We start from the raw sequence: 19,786 nt of genomic DNA, 5'->3' as shown, positions 1-19,786 counted from the left end.
GGGGCGTTTATTTGAAGAAGTTATTAAAAATAGTACTTATATGTATTTTAGTAGCATTGGGAGTTGTAGGTGTTTTTTTAGGGTATATGACACTTACTAAAGAACAGCCTGCGGATAGTGTAAGTTTGAAGGTGGAAAATAATAAAGAGCGCGTATTAGCGACAGGAAATGAATTTAAAGTTACAACATTTAATATTGGATATGCTGGATTAGATCAGGAGCAAGATTTCTTTATGGATGGGGGAAAGGGATCTGGTTCAAGTAGTAAAGAGCAAACGGAAGTTAACCTAAAGAATATGCTTTCGTTTTTACAAAATGAGAATAGTGATTTTGCGCTACTACAAGAAGTTGATATAAAATCACTTCGATCATTTGATGTGAATGAACATGAATTTTTGAAAAAAGGATTACCTGATTATGTTTCGTCATTTGGCAAGAACTACGATACGAAATGGGTTCCAGTGCCAATAACAAATCCAATGGGATATGCGGAGGCTGGGTTAAGTACGTTTTCTAAATACACTGTCCAAGAAGCGAAGAGACTCCAGCTTCCTGGAATGGAGCCTTGGCCGAAGCGTTTATTTGATTTAGATCGGGCGATTGTTGAACATACAATCCCTGTTAATAATGGAAAGCATGTTAGACTTGTAAACTTACATTTGTCTGCGTACGATGAAGGCGGGAAAATTAGAAAACAGCAAGTAGAGTTTTTAAAAGAATATATGAACAAGCATTATAAAAATGGTGATTACGTAATAATGGGCGGAGATTGGAATCAATTAGTTTCTGACGTTCAATTAAGTGATCCGAAGTTTGTGAAGGAGCGTCCTGAGTGGTTAGTAGAGTTACCGAAGGACTTTACTGATGGTGGCTTTAAATGGGCTGTAGACCCGTCTGTTATGACAGTGAGAGACGATGTGAAGAAATATGTAGAAGGTGAAAACTTCGTCACGATTATTGATGGCTTTATCGTTTCACCGAATGTTGAGATTGTAAATGTGCAAGGAAAAGATTTAAAGTTTGAAAATAGTGATCATAACCCAGTGAGTGCGGTATTTAAGCTGAAGTAATTAAGTGCAGAAGGTGGGACTATATATGGAATGGTTAAAGAAAACTTGTTTTTCTAACCTTGAGAAAGAATCACAGAAAAATCATTTATTACTGTTTATTACGATTTGTAGTTTCTTCCTTGGAATCATCGCAATTGGGTATTACGGATATATTTTTACAGAGAGAGCAATCGCGTTTTGGGTTTGTGGCATTTCTGTCGTTGTATTTGGAACACTTCTTACTTTTATAAAAAGCATGGAAACGACGTATAAATATATCATGACATTTATGTTACTTATGATGTCTTTCATTATGGTACAAGCTTTTAATGAAAGCCCAGCTGTATTTCAAATGGTCTATTTTACACTAGCCGTTTCACTTATTTATTTAAGTGAACGTCTCGTTGTAATTCTAGGCGGAGTGGCAGTTGTAATCACATTTATTCTTTGTAGTTATTGGCCAGAGCAATTTTTTGCTTATACAGCTGCATCTGAAGCTGCAAATTTCGCAAGCTTGTTAGCAATCGTAACAATCGCTATGTGGAGCGTCACGAAAATTGGTTCTAACTTGCTAGCTCGTTTAAGTGATGAGAAGCAAGAAGTAATGAGAAAAGCTCAGGAATTAGAAGAAACGCAAAGACTTATTGAGGAAACGGTTGTAAAACTAGATCATAATTTCAATTATTTAAGACAAAATATGAATACATCGATGGAGTCAATGAGTGAAATCAATTTCGCTTTTGAAGAGGTAGCAGTTGGTACGCAATCACAATCAGAGATGATGCATCGTTCGGTAGAAGTATTGAATGATATGGAGGGAAATATTGAACAAATTATTTCTCAAGTAAGAAATGCATCGATTCGTATTGATGAAAGCTTAGAAATTTCAAAGGGTAGTGTACATACTTTAAGAAACTTTGAAGTAAATATGAAAAGTTTAAATGATGTTGTTTCACAATCAGGAGTTATATTTAGAGATTTAATGATGCAATCGAAACAAATTAATGAAATTGTAGATGTAATAACGAATATTTCAAGTCAGACGAGTTTGCTAGCTTTAAATGCAAATATTGAAGCTGCAAGAGCAGGTGAGCATGGGAAAGGATTTGCGATTGTAGCGAATGAAGTATTAAAGCTTGCAGAAGAATCGAATCGTTCTGCGGGAAGAATTCAAGGGATTTTGAAGGATTTTAGTAATCAAGCAAGTAAGGTAGAAGTGCAGGTAGAGAAATCAGAAAGAGTACAAGAAGAATGTAATGAAATGTTAGTAAGTGTTTTAACAAATGTAACGGATTTAGGGAAATTTATTGATGAAATTAATGATGTAATGAGGGAAATCGTTGGTCATCAAGAAAGTTTCCAAGTTAAAACGACGAATATCGTAAAGGATGTTACACATGCTTCCAATGTAATACAGCAAACTTCTGCGGCTACAGAAGAAGTGTTAGCAAGTGTGGAAGAAGAAAAACATCGAAATGATACATCTGTGAAGACATTACATACTGTTAGCGAGCAAGTGAAATTGTTAGAAGATATTTTAGAAAAGTAATATCACTTAAAAAGGGCACAACGTTTGTGCCCTTTTTTCATTTAAACGAAGACTTGCTCGGATTTTAATTGCTTTTCTGCTCGTTTTCTGCCAAGCTTAAGAAGATGAAATTCAGCTAATAGCGGAATTAAAATACTTCAAAGAAAGAATTAAATAGGTGACGTATATGATCGAAGTTAAGACTTCTGAACTTAGTGATGGAGAATTTAATAGAGGTGTATTTGCAACTCGTGATATTAAAAAAGGTGAGTTGATACACGCAGCGCCAGTTATCTCTTATCCGAATGAACAGCATGAACACATTGAGAAAACATTACTTGCTGACTACGCATTTGAGTATGGGATTAATCATACGGCAATCCTTTTAGGATACGGCATGTTATTCAATCATTCATATACACCGAATGCGACGTATGATATTGTCTTTGAGAATCATACATTTAACTTCTATGCTTATAAAGATATAAAAGCAGGAGAAGAAATCTTAATCAATTATAATGGTGAAGTGGATAACGATGAACTGTTATGGTTTGATAAAGAAAAAGAAGAGAACGAAAAGTAATTTAAAATAAGTAATGAAAAAGATGCCTTTACCTATGTAAAAGCATCTTTTTTGTTGATGAAAATAAAGTAAAGATTACAAAAAAATACCACTTTATTTTCGTGTGGTATAGTAAGATACTGAAGGGTAGTGTTTTGAAAAAGTAATATATTTTACAAATTGTTGTCTTTCTGATGACATGTCAAGTTTAGTAGCCCATTTGGGTTGCTTTATTATGCAATATATATTTTAATATGAGTGGCACCTCTTATAAATTAAGAGGTTAATAGGTGTCTCGAATTGATTTTGGGTACACTGTATCCACCACTTTAAGTTCGTTCATGTATGTGGGGATATTATGGGCCCGTATAACGGGATAAAAAGAATATAGAAATAGAGGAATCGTAAAATGAATATGCAAGAGGTTTATGAATATTTAAGTACGGTATTGCCTGAAGGTCATGTGAAACAAGATGAAATGTTAAAGAATCATACGCATATTAAAGTTGGTGGAAAAGCAGATGTGTTCGTTGCGCCGACAAATTATGATGAAATTCAAGAAGTTATTAAATATGCGAACAAATATAATATTCCAGTTACGTTTTTAGGAAATGGATCGAATGTTATTATTAAAGATGGTGGAATTCGCGGGATTACAGTAAGTTTAATTCATATTACAGGTGTTACTGTAACAGGAACGACGATTGTAGCACAGTGCGGTGCAGCAATTATTGATGTATCACGTATTGCATTAGAACATAACTTAACAGGGCTTGAGTTTGCTTGTGGTATTCCAGGTTCAGTTGGCGGAGCATTATATATGAATGCAGGTGCATACGGCGGTGAGATTTCGTTTGTATTAACAGAAGCTGTCGTAATGACAGGTGATGGAGAGCTACGTACTTTGACGAAAGAAGCATTTGAATTTGGATATCGTAAGAGTGTATTTGCGAACAACCATTACATTATTCTTGAAGCGAGATTTGAACTTGAAGAAGGTGTACATGAAGAAATTAAAGCAAAAATGGATGATTTAACGTTTAAACGTGAGTCAAAACAGCCTCTAGAATATCCTTCATGTGGTAGTGTATTTAAACGCCCACCAAATAACTTTGCTGGTAAATTGATTCAAGACTCAGGGTTACAAGGTAAGCGAATTGGTGGAGTAGAAGTTTCTCTAAAACATGCTGGATTTATGGTGAATGTTGATAACGGAACAGCACAAGATTACATCGATTTAATTCACTTCGTACAAAAAACAGTTGAAGAGAAATTTGGCGTGAAGTTAGAGCGTGAAGTAAGGATTATTGGAGAAGATAAAGAATAACATATACGTATGAAACTGCGAATTATTTTAAAATAATATTTGGGTATTGTTGACAATTTGTTTTCAATTCAATATAATGGCTAATAATTTAACAAATAACATACGTTGAAAGAGCCCAGTAGCAGTTTGTCACTGTTAACGAGAGAGCTAGGGGATGCTGGAACCTAGCACAAACAAATTTGCGAATTACACTCTGGAGTATCTTAGGTAATGCTAAGCGGATTGGCAATCGATATTATTGCTAAGAGTGGTATGAGTAGCTATGCTATTTATACAAACTGGGTGGTAACACGGTGAATCATCGTCCCTATGTCATAGACATAGGGACTTTTTGTTTTTAAAAAATAAAGGGGATGACAAAAGATGAACATTATTGATGAATTAGAATGGCGCGGCGCCATTAATCAACAGACTGACGCAGAAGGTTTACGTAAGCTAGTAGAAGAGAAAAAGATTTCGCTATACTGCGGAGTTGATCCGACTGGTGATAGTATGCATATCGGACATTTGATTCCGTTTATGATGATGAAAAGATTCCAGTTAGCTGGCCATCATCCAGTTATTTTAATTGGCGGAGCAACAGGAACAATCGGTGATCCGAGTGGGCGTCAATCAGAGCGCCAACTTCAAACGTTAGAAGTAGTTCAACATAATGTGGATGCGTTAACAGCGCAAATGAAAAAGCTATTTGATTTTGGCGGAAATAGCGAAGTAAAGATGGTAAATAACTACGACTGGACACATGAAATAAATATTATTGAGTTTTTACGTGATTACGGGAAAAACTTTAGCATTAATAGCATGTTAGCAAAAGATATCGTAGCAAGTCGTTTAGATACAGGAATTTCTTTCACAGAATTTACGTACCAAATTTTGCAAGCGATGGACTTCCATCATTTATACATGAAAGAGGATGTTCAATTGCAAATTGGCGGTAGTGACCAATGGGGAAATATTACGAGTGGCTTAGATTTAATTCGTAAGTTAGAAGGGCACGAAGCAAAAGTATTTGGATTGACGATTCCGTTATTATTGAAATCAGATGGTACGAAGTTTGGTAAATCAGCAGGTGGTGCAGTTTGGCTTGATCCTGAAAAAACAACACCATTTGAGTTTTACCAGTTCTGGGTGAATACAGATGATCGTGATGTCGTTAAATACTTGAAATACTTTACATTCTTAACGAAAGAGCGCATCGATGAATTGGCAGTGAAGGTAGAAACAGAGCCTCATAAACGTGAAGCGCAAAAAGTATTAGCGGAAGAAATGACGAAATTCGTTCATGGAGAGGAAGCATTGCTGCAAGCTGTGAAAATTACAGCAGCGTTATTTAGCGGAGATATTAAATCGTTAACAGCTGATGAAATTGAGCAAGGCTTTAAAGAAATGCCAACATTCCAGTCTTCAAAAGAGACGAAAAACATCGTAGAATGGCTAGTTGATTTAGGAATTGAACCATCTAGACGACAAGCGCGTGAAGATATTAATAACGGAGCTATTTCTATGAATGGCGAAAAAGTAACGGATGTAGGTACGGATGTTACGGTAGAGAATTCATTTGATGGACGATTTATTATTATTCGTAAAGGGAAGAAGAACTACAGCCTTGTGAAGTTAGGATAATGAAGAAGGTTTAAAAGTTATATCGGCGATTTTTTGAATATATCGACCGTAACTCGAAACATATCGGCGATTTTCAAAATATATCAGCGCAAATCCGAATATATCAGCGATTTCCCCGATATATCGATTTACTGACAAAAAGCGACAATAAGAGCTGTTCCGAACGGGACAGCTTTCATTATAAAAAGTCAGTATATTTAGATAAATTTAAAGGGTATATAATTTTTTTGCCGAATAAATAAGTTAGAGAAAATTACGGATAAAAATAGCCCGAACCATGCAGGGCATGATTCGGGCTTATATTCAGATTAGTAAGCTAAGCTGAATAGACCTTTAATGTGTGATAAGTAACGAACGTTACTTGCTTCTTTCATTAATGATGCTGGTAAGCCTTTAAGTGGAGTATTGCTTGCTCCGATTGTAGCAACCGCATCTTTACGTCCTAGACTAGCAAGTGTTCCAGAGTTTACAGGTGCGAACTCTTCGAATGCTTTGCCTTCTAGTGCTGCGTATAAGTTGTATCCAATTAACTCACCCATTTGCCAAGCGATTTGTGCAGTTGGTGGGTATGGACGTCCGTCTGGAGCGAAGACAACAGCGCTGTCTCCAGCAACGAATACGTTTTTGTGAGAAGTAGATTGTAGGTATGCATCAACTGTTGCACGACCACGGTTTACTTCAAGACCTGATTCACCGATTAGTGGGTTACCTTGAACGCCGCCCGTCCAAACGAATGTGTTAGCAACAAGTTTTTGACCGTCTTTTAAGTCGATTTCATTGCCAGCAACGTTTGTTACAGGAAGACCAGTTAAGAATGTAACGCCGCGTGCTTCTAGGCTAGTAGTTGCACGTTCGATTAAGTGGTCTGGTAATACTGGAAGGATTTTTGGACCTGCTTCAACAAGAAGAAGTTTAACTTCTTTTGGATTTACGCCGTGGCTTTTTGCAAGTTTAGGCATAATGTCAGCAAGCTCACCAACTAGCTCAACGCCAGTTAATCCGCCACCACCGATTACGATTGTAGCATCAGCTTCGTTTTTCGTTTTCGCGTATTCACGAATACGATCTTCAACGTGTTTGTAGATTTTGTTTGCATCAGCAGCAGATTTTAATACCATGCTGTTTTCTTCTAGTCCTGGAATACCGAAGTAAGCAGTTTTACTTCCTAAAGCAACTACAAGTGCATCGTAAGATAAAGTAGTGCCGCCAGCTAGTTTAATTTCTTTGCTATCAACTGAGAATGACTCAACTGTTGCGATTTTTAGATCGATGTCTTTACCTTTGAAAAGCTTTGTAAGTGGCATTGCAACTGCTTGCTCAGACACGTTACCAGCTGCAAGGCGGTGTAGTTCAGTGATGATTTGGTGTGTTGGGTATTGGTTAATCACTGTAACTTGTGCTTCTGATTTGCTGTAATATTTACGTACGTTTAAAGCGGCAAGAAGACCGCCATAACCAGCGCCTAAGATGACAATTTGTTTTGACATAGTATGATATCCCCCGTCTTTACTAATTGTTGTTATAAGTTAACTTATTTATTGTTACGTTCTGCACTAATTTGAAGATATGCGTTCACAAAGCGGAACATTTTTTGTGCTTGTGGATCTTTTAGTAATTTTAAAAGACCGAATAGGCCGATAACTTCGTTGCTTTCGTCAGCACGATCTTTCGCTTCGATTGCAGTAGCAGCCATGCTTTTCACTGTATCTTTTACAGGTTCTACAAGCTCTGTGATTGCACCAACAGTGTCGCTTTTTAATACTTCATCAGTAGCAACAGTTTGAGCGAAGTCATAAGACTTAGTTAAAATGTTAACAAGCTCAGTTAGCTTTGGAAGCTGTTCTACTAGTGTTGTTAATGATTCTTGTACCTCAGGTTTTAACAACTGATCAAGTACATCAAGTTGTCCTTGGCTAGCAGAAATTTGTACAGTTTCTTGTTCTGGCTTTGTTTGAGTCATAGTTTCTGGCATCTCCAATTCTCCTTTACGATAGCAATACTCTTATTTTTGATAAGTAAGATAGTAAACGGTTACGAAACTTTATACAAAGTTTCACAAAACACAATAAAATGCCTTTAAATTTATGACAGCAAGTAAGCTGCAAACATAAATCTAAAACCATAACGTCTTACTTATTATTTATGAACTGTCCGATATATGGCTTGTCCGCATAATGGAAAAGCTCCGTTACCGGAAAGTGTATATAATATATATCCTATATTATATACTATATACACCTATGTTAACATAAAAATGATTCCTAATTATTTCATATCGAGCGTATAACGTAGTACTGACAAGGTATGAAAGCGTATAAAATATTTTGTTTCAATTAGAAATGTACATATATAATAAGAAAAAAAGGAAAAAATGAACAAATTCATGTTCGTTTTTTCCTTTTTCCTATTATTCGCCTTCCGCAATTAGCATCGATGTCTTACCTTCTTTTTCAAGATGGCATTCGCCCCAAGAACAAAGAGAATCAAGAATGGATTCTAAAGACCAGCCGTAATCAGTAAGAGAATATTCTACTTTTGGTGGGACTTGGTTGTATACTTTTCTTTGAATAACGCCGTCGTCTTCTAATTCACGTAATTGTTGTGTTAACATTTTTTGTGTAATACCAGGCATTGAGCGTTTTAATTCACTCGTTCTCTTTGTACCTTTCGTTAAGTGACAAAGGATAACAACTTTCCATTTGCCGCCGATAACTTCTAAAGTTGCCTCTACAGGAATATTGTATTGCTTCATATGAAACCCTCCCATTGTGAGTAAAATAAGTTAAATCATACAAATGTTACTTTTTAGTACCTATAGCACTTTAAAGTACGTACTTTTTATCATGTTAAATATGTTTCATAATAGCACATGTAAGAGGCAAATGAGTAGTACGGTACTGAAAAGTGACTATGTTACTTTTTGGTGCCTATCGTACTTTAAAGTGCGTTCTTCAAAAAAAGAATGAAACCATTCATAATAGCATTTGTAGAGATTAAATATTTTTTTAGAAGATAAAAGGGCCTTTTTATCGCACTATTATGATTGGATTTCTTGTAATAAGGAGGAATTCAATTGAGTTCATATACAGTACCATCTTCGGAAGTTCAGACGAATCGAAGAAGTATGTTTGCTTTATTAGCACTAGCAATTAGTGCGTTCGGGATTGGTACGACCGAGTTTATTAGTGTCGGTTTATTACCATCTATTTCAAAAGATTTAAATGTTTCTGTTACAACAGCTGGTTTAACTGTTTCCCTATACGCATTAGGTGCGGCAGTAGGAGCTCCTGTTTTAACAGCGCTAACGGCTAGTATGTCGAGAAAGACATTATTAATGTGGATTATGGTTATTTTCATTATTGGTAATGGGATCGCGGCAGTAGCAACAAGTTTCACTATATTAATTATCGCAAGGGTTGTATCTGCGTTTGCACATGGTGTGTTTATGTCGATAGGATCTACAATTGCGGCTGCAATCGTCCCAGAGAATAAACGTGCTAGCGCCATTGCGATTATGTTTACTGGATTAACAGTTGCGACTATTACAGGTGTACCAATTGGAACGTTTATCGGTCAACAATTTGGCTGGAGAGCGTCATTTATGGCGATTGTCGTAATTGGAATTATTGCTTTTATCGCAAACAGTATACTCGTCCCATCTAATTTAAAAAATGGTGTACCTGTATCATTTCGTGATCAATTCAAACTAATTAAAAATGGAAGACTGTTACTTGTTTTCATTATTACTGCACTTGGATACGGCGGTACATTCGTAACATTTACGTATTTATCACCTCTATTACAAGAAGTAACAGGATTTGAAGCGAGTACCGTTACCATCATTTTATTAGTGTATGGAATTGCAATTGCGATAGGGAATATGGTTGGCGGAAAATTATCGAATCATAATCCGATTCGAGCGCTATTTTACATGTTCTTAATTCAAGCGATTATATTATTTGTTTTAACATTTACAGCGCCATTTAAAGTAGCTGGATTAATCACAATTATTTTCATGGGACTATTCGCATTTATGAATGTTCCGGGGCTACAAGTATATGTAGTTATATTGGCAGAGCGCTTTGTTCCGAGTGCGGTTGATGTTGCTTCAGCAATTAATATTGCCGCATTTAACGGAGGAATCGCTTTAGGTTCTTATATAGGTGGCCTTGTAACGAATTCGTTAGGATTAATCCATACTGCTTGGGTAGGCGGTCTTATGGTAGTAGCCGCTGTGATTTTAACAGCGTGGAGCATGACATTAGAAAAAAGAGATCAAGTAAAATAAAAGGAGAGAAAATAAAATGAAAAACTTACAAAGTAAAGCAGTATTAAATAACGGTGTAGAAATGCCTTGGTTCGGTTTAGGTGTATTTAAAGTAGAAGAAGGACCAGAACTTGTAGAAGCTGTAAAATCAGCGATTAAAGCAGGATACCGCAGCATCGATACAGCTGCAATTTACGGAAATGAAAAAGCTGTAGGTGAAGGAATCCGTGCAGGTATCGAAGCAACTGGTATTTCAAGAGAAGATTTATTCATCACTTCAAAAGTGTGGAACGCAGACCAAGGATATGAAACAACAATCGCTGCATACGAAGAGAGTCTAAAAAAATTAGGACTAGATTATTTAGATTTATATCTTGTTCACTGGCCTTCAGAAGGAAAATATAAAGATACGTGGAGAGCGTTAGAAACACTTTATAAAGAAAAGCGCGTACGTGCAATTGGTGTAAGTAACTTCCAAATCCATCACTTACAAGATGTAATGAAAGATGCAGAAATTAAACCAATGATTAACCAAGTAGAATACCACCCTCGTTTAACACAAAAAGAACTACAAGCTTTCTGTAAAGAACAAGGTATTCAAATGGAAGCATGGTCACCATTAATGCAAGGTCAATTATTAGATAACGAAACATTACAAGAGATTGCTGAGAAACACGGCAAAACAACAGCGCAAGTGATTTTACGTTGGGATCTTCAAAATGGAGTAATTACAATTCCAAAATCAACGAAAGAACACCGTATCATTGCAAATGCTGATGTATTTAACTTTGAATTAACGAAAGAAGATATGGAAAAAATCGATGCGTTAAACCAAAATCACCGCGTTGGTCCAGATCCTGATAACTTCGATTTCTAAGATTAGGGTAAGAAAGAAGAGTGCGTAAAAGCACTCTTTTTTTTGCATAAAAATAGTTTCTAAATAAATACTACTTAGTATCAAGTTTGTTATAAGGGGCTGTAAACATGAATATAAAGCAATCGTTCAAACTTTTAGCTATGTTTTTAAGTGTTTTATTTGTGTTATTCCCGCTTCAAAAAGCATTCGCAGAAGTCATGGACCATACAAAGTATCAAATGGATTGGAGTTACAGTAAGTCTAAGAAGAAACCAATCCGAACAGAGCTTATTAAAACGGCAGATGGCAAAATTGCTTTTTGCTTAAATGTAGATTTAAAATCTCCAAGCGGTCAAGATTTACCGGAAATGGGGAAAGTGGATATTAACGTATACCGTGTATTATTAAATGGATATCCACAAAAGAGCCCGCAAGAATTAGGTGTTTCTGATTGGAGAGAAGCTCATTATGCAACGCAGCTTGCAGTATGGAATGCGTTAAAACAAATCGATATTAATGATTTAGATTTCCGCAATAAAAATGTAGAAAAGGTAACGAAAGATATCGTTGCAAAAGCAAGTGCTAGTGAAGAGTTACAAGAAATTACAATGAGTGTAACTCCTACAGAAGAACAAGAAGCAGTATTGAAAAATGATTTCTTTGAAACAGGCTTATATACAGTAGAAACAAATGCAAAAAGTGGAACGTATAAAGTGCAAGCAACAGGTGCACCAGCGGGAGCGAAATTTGTAAATGAAAAAGGCGAAGCAAAAACGGAATTTAATGTAGGAGAAAAGTTCCGCATTTTAGTTCCGAAACAAACACCAGCTGGTGGATTTAGCTTTAAAGTAATCGGGAAATTAACGAAGCTACAAGGCATTGCGCATAAAGGTACACCAACAATTCAAAATGCAGTTGTATTACTTGAGCGCAGTGAAGAAGAAACAAGTCCGGAGTTATCAGTAAGTTGGAAAAAAGGAAATGGTCATGATAATAATAAACCACATACTCCAAACGAACCGCATAAACCAAATCAATATAAAAGGTAAGATAAAAAAGCATTGGTTAACACCAATGCTTTTTATCTATGAAACATAAAATTATATTAAGATAATTATTAACCAAATAAAACATTGTTTTTATGTTGTGAAAGATATTCAAATATAATAAAATCCGAACGTTAAGATTAACTGATTAAATTCACAAAATTGTAACATTATTCTAATTGAAAAGGCTATCAAACAAAGTAGAAAGCATGTACAATTCAGTTGGAAAAACTACCTATAGATGGTCATATATGAAGAAAATGTAAGATTCTATTGCTATTTTTATTTTTAGATGTATAGATGACAATACTATAATGATATCTTTTGCTATTCTTTTTTTATGTACGAATAGAACTCATCACAAATAGAGAGAAGTGAGGAGGACATATTACATAAAAATTTTACAAAGTAAGAAAGCGAATACATGGAGGGAAATGCGGTAGTAATAGATACAGGTGCGCGAGGTATTCGTCTATTTATTACATGTTTTTATAAAAATAATAGGATTTTTCATTAAATAAATATATAGGATGGTTTTTCTAAATAAAGGAACAGGGGACACAGATTATGTCGAAGAAGAAAAAGAGTAGGGTATTAGTAGCTGGTATTTGTTTAGCTACGTTGTTAACGCCATATGGACTTGAATTACCTAAGGTGTATGCAGAGATGGCAGTTGAAGACAAGGAGAAACAGCAAGAAGAGCGAGTGTACCAATTGCTGCCAAAAGGTGATGTAGAAGGGATGCGTGAGTTGCATCAGCGGGGAATGAGTTTTTCTCCTTATGAACCAACGGGCATTTATGTAAAGCCAGATGAAGAAGTAGTTATTCAAGTAGAAGGGACTCAACAGATTAAAGCTTATATTGGTACATATTCTTATGAAAAGGAAGAACCTAAACAATTCAATTTACATCCTGGTGAGAATAAAATTTCTTCTTCAAATGGGGGACTATTATACTTTTACAATTATCACAACACAGGAGAAGTAGTCGCTAAAGTGAAAAAAGGTGGTACACCAAATCCTTTATTTATTTTAGGAAAGCATACGACAAAAGATTGGAAGCGTATGTTGGCAGAAAACCCTGATCCATATGCAATAGAAATGAAGGGAGAAAATAGTTTATTAACTATGCATCCTGAAACTGTGGCGGAACATTTGAAGCAAGAAGATCCAGCTGCGCTATTAAAGAAGCACGATGAAATAATTAATATAGAACATAAGATATCAGGTTTATCAAAAGATGGTGCGGGTGTTGCGAATCAAGGTAAACATTCCATTCATTTTGTTGAAGACTGGTATACAGACGATTATATGTATGCGACTTATTATCGAACAGCTTATAGTAAAGGCAATTTAGGGTCAGTACTAAATCTAGAAGAGTTAACTAATGATGGATGGGGGCCTTGGCATGAAGTTGGACATCAACATCAACAAGAAACTTGGTTATGGGATGGACTTGGAGAAGTAACCGTTAATATTTATTCTTTGGCAGTTCAAACTACATTCGGGCATAAAACAAGGTTAGAGCAAGAGGGGCGCTATGAAGCTGCATTTGCTTATTTAGGTAAACCGGATGCACAAGAAAAGATGAATGAATTTGAGAAATTAGTTATGTTTTGGCAGTTGCATTTAGCCTATGGGGATCAATTCTATCCGAATTTACATCAAATGTATCGTTTGTTACATGATACGGAACGGCCTAAATCGGATGAAGAGAAAAAGCAGATGTTTATTTATATGACGTCAAAAGTGGCAGGACAAAATTTAATTCCTTTCTTTGATAAATGGGGATTAAGTGCAAATGATGCTACAAGAGAAAAAATTGCAAAATTAAATTTACCAAAATTAGAAAAAGAAATTTGGTTATCTACAGATAGTAATCCAATTCGTGAAAAACAAATTGAGTTATACGAAGCTCCATATGGCGAGCCAAATAATGAAAAAATACAAAATATAGTAATCGGTACTACATATGATGAGGAAAAAGCAAAGGAACTTGTACAGAATTTAGGAGAAGGTGTAAAGACAACAGGTGTGATTATGCAAGATAAGCCTGAAGTTGGAGAAAAAACTGTAAAAGTAGAAATTGTAGATGGAAAAGGAAATAAGAATTTCATTCCAGTTGTAGTGAATGTTGGATATGGGGATAGCCTACTTGTATATGGATTGAACTATACCTGGGGGGGAGACTTGAAGTCAACCGTAACTCTACATCATGGTACGAAAACATTTAGTGCAACAGATACAAAAAATTTAATTCACGATTACTTTAAAGATGAAAAGTATTTTGAGTTCACGCTGTACGATAAAGAAGGAAGAGAGAAGAAAAATGTAGCGGTAAAAGGCTTGGAGAATACAGAAGCTTTTGCCAAGGAATTAAATGGGCTAGCATTTGAATATGGTGATGTGGTGAAAGTATATCATGCAGAGTCTTCACGTTTACATTGGTATCAAAAAGGTTTATATGTGGGAGAAGGGAAAAACAAAGAAATAAAAGAATTATTCTTCAAAATTACTGAAAATGGATTTGAAAGAGTAAAATCATTGCAAGAAGTAACAGCAAAGCCACAAACAGTAGTAGTCGGAACAGAAGTAGAAAAGCTAGAAGCGAAAAACTTTGTTGAAGTGAAAGACGGAGAGGTAATTGGCTTTGTAGAAAAACCAACTACAACGAAAATCGGAAAACAAACAGCAAAAGTAGAAACGAAAGATCGTTTTGGAAATAAGCAAGTAACAGAAGTTCCAGTAGAAGTGGTTTATGGAGATAGTATTGCATATGCAGGATATGGCGATGATATTGCTTCAATCGTAACTTTAAAGCACGAAGAGAAGAGATTCCATGCAACTGATATGGATAGCGAAATTCATAAGTATTTTAATAAAGAGCTATACATGGGGATTACGTTATATGATGGAGAAGGAAAAGAGAAAAAACATGTAACAGCAGAAGGGCAAGAAACTTCAAAGAACTTTGCGAAGCAAGTGAATGGTATGCAGTTCGAGTATGGAGATGTAGTGAAAGTATTCCACGCAGAACCGAATCGCTTGAAATGGTATCAAAATAATAACCTTACTGGTCAAGGTGAGAAAAAAGGGGCAAAAGAACTATTCTTCAAAGTGACAGAAAAAGGCTTTGAGAGAATGGATATGTTGCAAGAAGTAACAGCGAAACCGCAACAAGTAGTAGTCGGAACAGATGTTGAAAAGTTAGATTCAAAAGCTTTTGTTGAAGTGAAAGACGGAGAAGTAATTGGATTTGTAGAAAAACCAAATACAACAAAAATCGGTGAACAAAAAGTAAAAGTAGAAACGAAAGATCGTTTTGGAAATAAGAAAGTGACAGAAGTACCATTAGAAGTGACGTATGGAGATAGTATCGCATATGTGGGATATAACAATGACATTGCTTCAATCGTAACTTTAAAGCATGATGATAAGAAATTCCATGCGACTGATATGGATAGTCAAATCCATAAATATTTTAATAAAGAGCTATACATGGGAATGACGTTATACGATGGAGAAGGAAAAGAGAAAAAACATGTAACAGCAGAAGGGCAAGAAACTTCAAAGGACTTTGCGAAGCAAGTGAATGGTATGCAGTTCGAGTATGGAGATGTAGTGAAAGTATTTCATGCGGAACCAGATCGTTTGAAATGGTATCAAAATAACAATCTTATTGGTCAAGGTGAGAAACAAGGAACGAAAGAAGTATTCTTCAAAGTGACAGAAAAAGGTTTTGAGAGAATGGACATGCTACAAGAAGTAACAGCAAAGCCACAAACAGTAGTAGTCGGAACAGAAATTGAAAAGCTAGATGCGAAAAACTTTGTTGAAGTAAAAGGCGGAGAAGTAGTTGGATTTGCGGAGAAACCAAATACAACAAAAATCGGTAAACAAACAGTAAAAGTAGAAACGAAAGATCGTTTCGGAAATAAGCAAATAACAGAAGTGCCAGTAGAAGTGATTTACGGAGATAGCATTATGTTCTTCGGTACATGGCACGACGGAACGAATATTAAATCGATTGTTACATTAAATCATGAAGAAAAGAAATTCAGTACAACAGATTCAGAAGGTCCAATGCATACTTCATTTGCAGATGAGAAGTATATGGGAATGAATGTATATGATAAAGATGGAAAAGAAAAGAAAGCTTTATCAGTAAGAGCATCTGAAAATACAAAAGAATTTGCAGCACAATTCAACGGTATGGCCTTTGAATATGGTGATATAGTAAAAATTTATCAAAAAGAATTTGATCGTTTTAAAGTGTATAAAAAGAATGAATTCATTGATGCGAAGTATGGTGTTAACGAAGTGTTCTTTAAAGTGACAGCGCACGGTTTTGAACAAATGGGAGCGCAGCAAGAAGTAAAAGCGTTGCCACAAAAAGTGGTAATCGGAACAAACAGTGAAACATTAGATGCGAAGAAGTTTGTTGAAGTAAAAGGTGGAGAAGTAGTCGGTTTTGTAGGGATGCTAGATACATCGAAGATTAGTAAACAAACAGCGAAAGTAGAAACGAAAGATCGCTTTGGAAATAAGAAAGTGACAGAAGTTCCTGTAGAAGTTACATATGGAGATAGTATAGTATATCAAGGTGTGTCCAATGTAACGCGTTCGATTGTTACATTAAACCATGATGAAAAGAAATTACATGCAACATTTACAAATGATACGATCCATTACCGTTTTGTAAATGAACAGTATATAGGTCTTACAATTTATGATGGAAATGGAAAAGAGAAAAAACATGTAACAGCAGAAGGACAAGAAACTTCAAAGAATTTTGCTGAGCAAGTAAACGGTACGCCATTCCAGTATGGGGATACGATAAAAGTGTATCATGCAGAATCTGATCGTTTAAGTTGGTATAAAACTGGTGAGTTACTTGGAAAAGGAGATGCGAAGAAATTTAAAGAGATTTCCTTCAAGATTACTCCAAATGGTTTAGAACAAGTACAATAATAAAAAGCTCGTAAAACACTATGTTTTACGAGCTTTTTTTATTATTCAGCTTCAGAAACAACTGTGAAGCGTTCGTTTACGTGTTTTGGATTTTCGATTTCATCAAGTGCTGCTACTGCGAAGTCTTCGTAACTTACGTAGCTATCACCTTTTGCGTTCACAAGAAGATTGTCTTTGCCAGCTGTATAAGAACCTGTGCGTTTTCCTAATGCGAATAGTGCAGAAGGGCTGATGAATGTCCAAGTAATATCGTTAGTTTGTTGCAGAATTTCTAAGTTTTTACCTTGGTTTTGAGCTGTTGCAAGGTATTCTTTTGGGAAACCTGGCGTTTCAAATACACGTGTTGTTTTCTCTTCGTCTACAAATAAGCTTCCAGCGCCGCCAACTACAAGTAATTTTGTATTTGGTGCACCTTTCATAGCTTCAATAAGTACGTTTCCTGCATCTACGTGAAGGTGTTCTTCGCCTGCTGGAGCGCCGAATGCATTTACAACTACGTCGAATGCTTGTAAGTCGTTAGATGTAAGAGAGAATACGTCTTTCTCTAAAACCTTTACGTTTTCTTCTGTAATTTTTGCAGCATTTCTTACGATTGCAGTTACTTCATGTCCGCGATCCAATGCTTCTTTTAAAATACGACTTCCTGCTTTACCAGTTGCTCCAATAATTCCGATTTTCATAATAAATCCCTCCAAAGTGTTTTGTTAAAGTGTATATCTGAAAGTGAATGAATGTATTGTAATTAGGTTTGTTACAACCTGTTGTAATCATTATAGTTACAGGTTGGTATTTTTGTCAATGGGTTGTTTAGGAATTTGTTTTTTGTTTTAGTATGTACATTTGCTAAAAAGAGGAGTCATGAAACCTCTAATATTTGGAAATCGAAAATTGTCGAAAAATGTTGATTTTTAAATATTTTTTAAATATAATTCGTTTTATGGAGAAAAGGAGGGGTTAATTGTATGAATATTTTGGAACAATTCGTTTCATCGACGAATACAATTCTTTGGTCGTATATTCTTATTGCAATGTTAATTGGTTTAGGTCTTTATTTTTCTATTAAATTGAAATTCGTACAAATTACTCATTTAGGGGAAATGATTCGATTAATGAGTGATGGATTAACTGGAAAGACGCGTAAAAAAGGTAGTGTATCTTCTTTCCAAGCATTTTGTATGAGTTCAGCAGCCCGTATTGGTATCGGTAACTTAGCTGGGGTAGCTTTAGCGATTTCTATGGGAGGACCTGGAGCAGTATTTTGGATGTGGGTTATTGCGATTATTGGGGCGTCTTCAAGTTTTGTAGAAAGTACGCTTGCCCAAATTTATAAAGTAAAAGACGGCAGTGGCTTCCGTGGTGGTCCTGCTTATTATATGGAAAAAGGTTTAAATAAACGTTGGATGGGAATTTGGTTTTCTATCCTTATTACAGTTAGTTACGGTTTAATTTTCAACTCAGTACAAGCAAATACAGTTACATTAGCGTTTAAAAATGCATTTGGTTTAGAACGTTATATTGTTGGGATTGTATTAGCTGTATTAGTTGCAGTTATTATTTTTGGTGGTGTAAAAAGTATCGCACGTATGTCGGAAATGATTGTTCCGCCAATGGCGCTTATTTATATTGCGGTAGCTATTTTCGTTGTCATTAAAAACTTCTATTTAATACCAGATGTGTTTACAGAAATCTTTAAAGGTGCATTCGGTTTAGATTCAGCTGTAGGTGGTGGTATCGGTGCTGCGATGAAATATGGTATTCAGCGCGGATTATTTGCGAACGAAGCAGGTATGGGTAGTGCGCCGAACGCGGCAGCAACAGCTGATGTAACGCATCCAGCAAAACAAGGTTTTATTCAAACAATTGGCGTATTAGTAGATACATTCTTAGTATGTACATCAACAGCGTTTATCGTACTATGTTCTGGTGCATATAAAGCAACGAATTTAGAAGGTATTGAACTAACACAAAATGCATTAAGTTCACAAATTGGCCCATGGGCAAGTAGCTTCTTAGCGATTATTATTTTCTTATTTGCGTTTAGTTCACTTTTAGGAAACTACTATTATGGTGAAACGAATATTGAATTCATTAAACAAAGTAAAACTTGGTTAACAATTTACCGTATTGCGGTAGTGGGAATGGTATTATTCGGTTCTGTTGCGACGCTTCAAGTTGTATGGAATATGGCAGACTTATTTATGGGTCTAATGGTAATCACAAACTTAATTGCGATTACACTTCTTGGCCGATTTGCGTATGCGGCATTGGCAGACTATGTAAGACAAAAGAAACAAGGAAAAGATCCAGTCTTCCGTGCAGATTCTATTCCTGGTTTAACGAATACAGAGTGTTGGGATAAGTCAGCGGTAACGGATAAAGAAAAAGCAGTGTAAATGAAAAGGCGAGCATCGAGTTGAATTCGATGCTCGCCTTTTTTTGTTGTAGTAAAGGATGAAAAGGATGAGAGGTAATTGTTAATATAATTTTTGTTTGTTCATTTCTCATATTATTTGTAGGGAACGTACTGTCTTAAAGGTATGGCTGGTCACATAGGATG

General features: G+C 35.7%; 14 protein-coding genes and 1 other annotated feature. Of the genes, 10 read left to right on the top strand and 4 right to left on the bottom strand.

The genetic code is table 11. The features are described from left to right. The first annotated feature begins 11 nt into the window (after positions 1 to 11). The 5 genes from NST14_RS25945 (at position 12) to tyrS (ending at position 6,089) form a co-directional block, all read left to right on the top strand. Entirely contained in the window at positions 12 to 1,070 is a 1,059-nt protein-coding gene (locus tag NST14_RS25945; protein ID WP_109631400.1) for an endonuclease/exonuclease/phosphatase family protein, read from the top strand. Positions 1,071 to 1,095: 25 nt separating this feature from the next. After that, on the top strand, positions 1,096 to 2,598 hold the full coding sequence (locus NST14_RS25940; RefSeq protein ID WP_229143377.1) for a DUF4077 domain-containing protein: 1,503 nt from the start codon (positions 1,096 to 1,098) through the stop codon (positions 2,596 to 2,598). A 166-nt stretch (positions 2,599 to 2,764) separates the two neighbouring features. Beyond that, on the top strand, positions 2,765 to 3,160 hold the full coding sequence (locus tag NST14_RS25935) for an SET domain-containing protein (RefSeq protein ID WP_000573649.1): 396 nt from the start codon (positions 2,765 to 2,767) through the stop codon (positions 3,158 to 3,160). Positions 3,161 to 3,548: 388 nt separating this feature from the next. Next, on the top strand, positions 3,549 to 4,466 hold the full coding sequence (murB, locus tag NST14_RS25930) for a UDP-N-acetylmuramate dehydrogenase (RefSeq protein ID WP_229143378.1): 918 nt from the start codon (positions 3,549 to 3,551) through the stop codon (positions 4,464 to 4,466). Between the two features lie 96 nt (positions 4,467 to 4,562). Further along, positions 4,563 to 4,778: a binding site (T-box leader), on the top strand. Positions 4,779 to 4,829: 51 nt separating this feature from the next. Next, entirely contained in the window at positions 4,830 to 6,089 is a 1,260-nt protein-coding gene (gene tyrS, locus NST14_RS25925) for a tyrosine--tRNA ligase (protein WP_229143379.1), read from the top strand. A 308-nt stretch (positions 6,090 to 6,397) separates the two neighbouring features. Here tyrS and NST14_RS25920 read toward each other — a convergent pair whose 3' ends face one another. The 3 genes from NST14_RS25920 to NST14_RS25910 all read right to left on the bottom strand — a co-directional run bounded on the left by NST14_RS25920 (position 6,398) and on the right by NST14_RS25910 (position 8,841). Continuing rightward, entirely contained in the window at positions 6,398 to 7,576 is a 1,179-nt protein-coding gene (locus NST14_RS25920) for an NAD(P)/FAD-dependent oxidoreductase (protein ID WP_000043204.1), read from the bottom strand. A 44-nt stretch (positions 7,577 to 7,620) separates the two neighbouring features. Beyond that, positions 7,621 to 8,061, bottom strand: coding sequence for a DUF1641 domain-containing protein (locus NST14_RS25915; RefSeq protein ID WP_001115309.1), 441 nt, complete (start codon positions 8,059 to 8,061; stop codon positions 7,621 to 7,623). 435 nt (positions 8,062 to 8,496) lie between these two features. After that, positions 8,497 to 8,841 carry a winged helix-turn-helix transcriptional regulator gene (locus NST14_RS25910; protein WP_000816344.1) on the bottom strand — a complete coding sequence of 115 codons (345 nt, stop codon included), beginning with the start codon at positions 8,839 to 8,841 and terminating at the stop codon, positions 8,497 to 8,499. Between the two features lie 372 nt (positions 8,842 to 9,213). Here NST14_RS25910 and NST14_RS25905 point away from each other — a divergent pair, with 372 nt between their 5' ends. From NST14_RS25905 to NST14_RS25890, 4 genes are all read left to right on the top strand, one after another. Continuing rightward, entirely contained in the window at positions 9,214 to 10,377 is a 1,164-nt protein-coding gene (locus NST14_RS25905) for an MFS transporter (protein WP_163262942.1), read from the top strand. Between the two features lie 16 nt (positions 10,378 to 10,393). Then, on the top strand, positions 10,394 to 11,233 hold the full coding sequence (locus tag NST14_RS25900) for an aldo/keto reductase (RefSeq protein ID WP_000793541.1): 840 nt from the start codon (positions 10,394 to 10,396) through the stop codon (positions 11,231 to 11,233). Between the two features lie 107 nt (positions 11,234 to 11,340). After that, positions 11,341 to 12,261, top strand: a complete 921-nt coding sequence (locus NST14_RS25895; protein ID WP_001022541.1) for a thioester domain-containing protein — start codon at positions 11,341 to 11,343, stop codon at positions 12,259 to 12,261. Positions 12,262 to 12,825: 564 nt separating this feature from the next. After that, positions 12,826 to 17,229, top strand: a complete 4,404-nt coding sequence (locus NST14_RS25890) for a putative mucin/carbohydrate-binding domain-containing protein (RefSeq protein WP_229143380.1) — start codon at positions 12,826 to 12,828, stop codon at positions 17,227 to 17,229. Between the two features lie 41 nt (positions 17,230 to 17,270). Here NST14_RS25890 and NST14_RS25885 read toward each other — a convergent pair whose 3' ends face one another. Further along, positions 17,271 to 17,909 carry an NAD(P)-dependent oxidoreductase gene (locus tag NST14_RS25885; RefSeq protein WP_000689898.1) on the bottom strand — a complete coding sequence of 213 codons (639 nt, stop codon included), beginning with the start codon at positions 17,907 to 17,909 and terminating at the stop codon, positions 17,271 to 17,273. Positions 17,910 to 18,191: 282 nt separating this feature from the next. Here NST14_RS25885 and NST14_RS25880 point away from each other — a divergent pair, with 282 nt between their 5' ends. Next, positions 18,192 to 19,622, top strand: coding sequence for an alanine/glycine:cation symporter family protein (locus NST14_RS25880; protein WP_001022943.1), 1,431 nt, complete (start codon positions 18,192 to 18,194; stop codon positions 19,620 to 19,622). The last annotated feature ends 164 nt before the right edge of the window (positions 19,623 to 19,786 follow it).

Origin of the sequence: Bacillus sp. FSL W8-0519, assembly GCF_038005585.1 — a bacterium.
GTDB classification, from domain to species: Bacteria; Bacillota; Bacilli; order Bacillales; family Bacillaceae_G; genus Bacillus_A; species Bacillus_A paranthracis.
The sequence above is the reverse complement of the archived record's forward strand: the minus strand, read 5'-3'. Positions and strand labels throughout refer to the sequence as shown.

Bases quoted from the DNA above. Each gene is read 5' to 3' on its own strand.
- NST14_RS25915 (WP_001115309.1), bottom strand. From the start codon at position 8,061: ATGCCAGAAACTATGACTCAAACAAAGCCAGAACAAGAAACTGTACAA.
- NST14_RS25895 (WP_001022541.1), top strand. From the start codon at position 11,341: ATGAATATAAAGCAATCGTTCAAACTTTTAGCTATGTTTTTAAGTGTT.
- NST14_RS25940 (WP_229143377.1), top strand. From the start codon at position 1,096: ATGGAATGGTTAAAGAAAACTTGTTTTTCTAACCTTGAGAAAGAATCA.
- NST14_RS25885 (WP_000689898.1), bottom strand. From the start codon at position 17,909: ATGAAAATCGGAATTATTGGAGCAACTGGTAAAGCAGGAAGTCGTATT.
- NST14_RS25910 (WP_000816344.1), bottom strand. From the start codon at position 8,841: ATGAAGCAATACAATATTCCTGTAGAGGCAACTTTAGAAGTTATCGGC.
- NST14_RS25920 (WP_000043204.1), bottom strand. From the start codon at position 7,576: ATGTCAAAACAAATTGTCATCTTAGGCGCTGGTTATGGCGGTCTTCTT.
- NST14_RS25900 (WP_000793541.1), top strand. From the start codon at position 10,394: ATGAAAAACTTACAAAGTAAAGCAGTATTAAATAACGGTGTAGAAATG.
- NST14_RS25880 (WP_001022943.1), top strand. From the start codon at position 18,192: ATGAATATTTTGGAACAATTCGTTTCATCGACGAATACAATTCTTTGG.
- NST14_RS25890 (WP_229143380.1), top strand. From the start codon at position 12,826: ATGTCGAAGAAGAAAAAGAGTAGGGTATTAGTAGCTGGTATTTGTTTA.
- murB (WP_229143378.1), top strand. From the start codon at position 3,549: ATGAATATGCAAGAGGTTTATGAATATTTAAGTACGGTATTGCCTGAA.
- NST14_RS25935 (WP_000573649.1), top strand. From the start codon at position 2,765: ATGATCGAAGTTAAGACTTCTGAACTTAGTGATGGAGAATTTAATAGA.
- tyrS (WP_229143379.1), top strand. From the start codon at position 4,830: ATGAACATTATTGATGAATTAGAATGGCGCGGCGCCATTAATCAACAG.
- NST14_RS25905 (WP_163262942.1), top strand. From the start codon at position 9,214: ATGTTTGCTTTATTAGCACTAGCAATTAGTGCGTTCGGGATTGGTACG.